Annotated in this window: 1 rRNA gene; it reads left to right on the forward strand. The window is 48.8% G+C overall.

What is annotated here, in order from left to right:
* Window positions 1-261: 261 nt before the first annotated feature.
* Window positions 262-3,154, forward strand: a 23S ribosomal RNA gene (locus A9Z07_RS08540).
* Window positions 3,155-3,271: the final 117 nt, after the last annotated feature.

Here is a 3,271-nt window from a genome sequence, read left to right on the forward strand (position 1 = left end):
CACCGACGAGGTGGTAGTTAATCATTAACAGATTAGTAGAATTGAGTCTGAAATAAATTGTTCACTCATTCTTTGATTTAAACATTTTAATGTTTAAGTTGAATGAAATGAGAACTAGCAAAAACACTGAATCAAGCGTTTTGGTATATGAATTTAGATTGAAGCTGTATGGTGATTAAGTTCACAGACAACGAATAGTAGCAATTAAGTTTGCAACGCTAACACTCACTTGTATGTGTTAACGACTGTTTGGGGTTGTATAGTCAAGTAATTAAGTGCATGTGGTGGATGCCTTGGCAGTCAGAGGCGATGAAAGACGTGATAGCCTGCGAAAAGCTCCGGGGAGGCGGCAAATATCCTTTGATCCGGAGATTTCTGAATGGGGGAACCCACCCGCTATAAGGCGGGTATCATAAGCTGAATACATAGGCTTATGAAGCGAACGAGGGGAAGTGAAACATCTCAGTACCCTTAGGAAAAGAAATCAATTGAGATTCCCTTAGTAGCGGCGAGCGAACGGGGATCAGCCCATTAAGTTATGTGTGTTCTAGTGGAACGCTCTGGGAAGTGCGAACGTAGAGGGTGATATTCCCGTACACGAAAGGGCACACATAATGATGACGAGTAGGGCGAGGCACGTGAAACCTTGTCTGAATATGGGGGGACCATCCTCCAAGGCTAAATACTCCTGACTGACCGATAGTGAACCAGTACCGTGAGGGAAAGGCGAAAAGAACCCCTGTGAGGGGAGTGAAATAGATCCTGAAACCGCATGCATACAAGCAGTGGGAGCACCTTCGTGGTGTGACTGCGTACCTTTTGTATAATGGGTCAGCGACTTATATTCAGTAGCAAGGTTAACCGCATAGGGGAGCCGTAGAGAAATCGAGTCTTAATAGGGCGTTTAGTTGCTGGGTATAGACCCGAAACCAGGCGATCTATCCATGAGCAGGTTGAAGGTTGGGTAACACTAACTGGAGGACCGAACCCACTGTCGTTGAAAAGCCAGGGGATGACTTGTGGATAGGGGTGAAAGGCTAATCAAGCCTGGTGATAGCTGGTTCTCCCCGAAAGCTATTTAGGTAGCGCCTCGGACGAATACCATTGGGGGTAGAGCACTGTTTCGGCTAGGGGGTCATCCCGACTTACCAAACCGATGCAAACTCCGAATACCAATGAGTACTATCCGGGAGACAGACTGCGGGTGCTAACGTCCGTAGTCAAGAGGAAAACAATCCAGACCGCCAGCTAAGGCCCCAAAATCATAGTTAAGTGGGAAACGATGTGGGAAGGCATAGACAGCTAGGAGGTTGGCTTAGAAGCAGCCACCCTTTAAAGAAAGCGTAATAGCTCACTAGTCGAGTCGGCCTGCGCGGAAGATGTAACGGGGCTAAAACTATGTGCCGAAGCTGCGGATGTATACTTATGTATACGTGGTAGGGGAGCGTTCTGTAAGCCGATGAAGGTGTATTGAGAAGTATGCTGGAGGTATCAGAAGTGCGAATGCTGACGTGAGTAACGACAAAACGGGTGAAAAACCCGTTCGCTGAAAGACCAAGGGTTCCAGTCCAACGTTAATCGGGGCTGGGTGAGTCGACCCCTAAGGCGAGGCCGAGAGGCGTAGTCGATGGGAAATTGGTTAATATTCCAATACTTCTGTGTAATGCGATGAGAGGACGGAGAAGGTTAAGTCAGCCTGGCGTTGGTTGTCCAGGTGGAAGACAGTAGGCATGCATCTTAGGCAAATCCGGGGTGCTCTATGCTGAGAGTTGATAGCAAGCTGTACTTGTACAGTGAAGTGGCTGATACCATGCTTCCAGGAAAAGTCTCTAAGCTTCAGTTACACAGGAATCGTACCCGAAACCGACACAGGTGGTCAGGTCGAGTAGACCAAAGCGCTTGAGAGAACTCTGCTGAAGGAACTAGGCAAAATGGTACCGTAACTTCGGGAGAAGGTACGCTGCTGACGGTGATGGGACTTGCTCCCTGAGCTATTGGCAGCCACAGAAACCAGGCCGCTGCAACTGTTTATTAAAAACATAGCACTCTGCAAACACGAAAGTGGACGTATAGGGTGTGATGCCTGCCCGGTGCTGGAAGGTTAATTGATGGGGTTAGCGTAAGCGAAGCTCTTGATCGAAGCCCCAGTAAACGGCGGCCGTAACTATAACGGTCCTAAGGTAGCGAAATTCCTTGTCGGGTAAGTTCCGACCTGCACGAATGGCATAATGATGGCGGCGCTGTCTCCAGCAGAGGCTCAGTGAAATCGAAATCGCTGTGAAGATGCAGTGTACCCGCGGCTAGACGGAAAGACCCCGTGAACCTTTACTGCAGCTTGACATTGAACTTTGACCTTACTTGTGTAGGATAGGTGGGAGGCTTTGAAGTACAAACGCTAGTTTGTATGGAGCCGTCCTTGAAATACCACCCTGGTAATGTTGAGGTTCTAACTCTGTCCCGTAATCCGGGACGAGGACCATGTCTGGTGGGTAGTTTGACTGGGGCGGTCTCCTCCTAAAGAGTAACGGAGGAGTACGAAGGTGCGCTCAGCGTGGTCGGAAATCACGCGTAGAGTATAAAGGCAAAAGCGCGCTTAACTGCGAGACCCACAAGTCGAGCAGGTACGAAAGTAGGTCTTAGTGATCCGGTGGTTCTGTATGGAAGGGCCATCGCTCAACGGATAAAAGGTACTCTGGGGATAACAGGCTGATACCGCCCAAGAGTTCATATCGACGGCGGTGTTTGGCACCTCGATGTCGGCTCATCTCATCCTGGGGCTGAAGCAGGTCCCAAGGGTATGGCTGTTCGCCATTTAAAGAGGTACGCGAGCTGGGTTTAGAACGTCGTGAGACAGTTCGGTCCCTATCTACCGTGGGCGCTGGAAATTTGAGAGGATCTGCTCCTAGTACGAGAGGACCAGAGTGGACGAACCTCTGGTGTACCGGTTGTGACGCCAGTCGCATCGCCGGGTAGCTATGTTCGGAAGGGATAACCGCTGAAAGCATCTAAGCGGGAAGCCTACCTCAAGATAAGATTTCCCTAGGAATTTATTCCTCTAAAGAGCCGTTCGAGACTAGGACGTTGATAGGTTGGGTGTGGAAGCACGGTGACGTGTGAAGCTGACCAATACTAATTGCTCGTGAGGCTTGACTATACAACACCCAAACAGTTGTTGTATTCAAGATAAATTCAATACATAACTTGATTTAGTGTAGAAACTAGTTACAATACCGCCTCAATTAACTAATCCGTTAATAACTCTTTGGACCGT

This window comes from Acinetobacter sp. YK3 (assembly GCF_001729365.1).
Classification (GTDB): Bacteria; Pseudomonadota; Gammaproteobacteria; order Pseudomonadales; family Moraxellaceae; genus Acinetobacter; species Acinetobacter vivianii.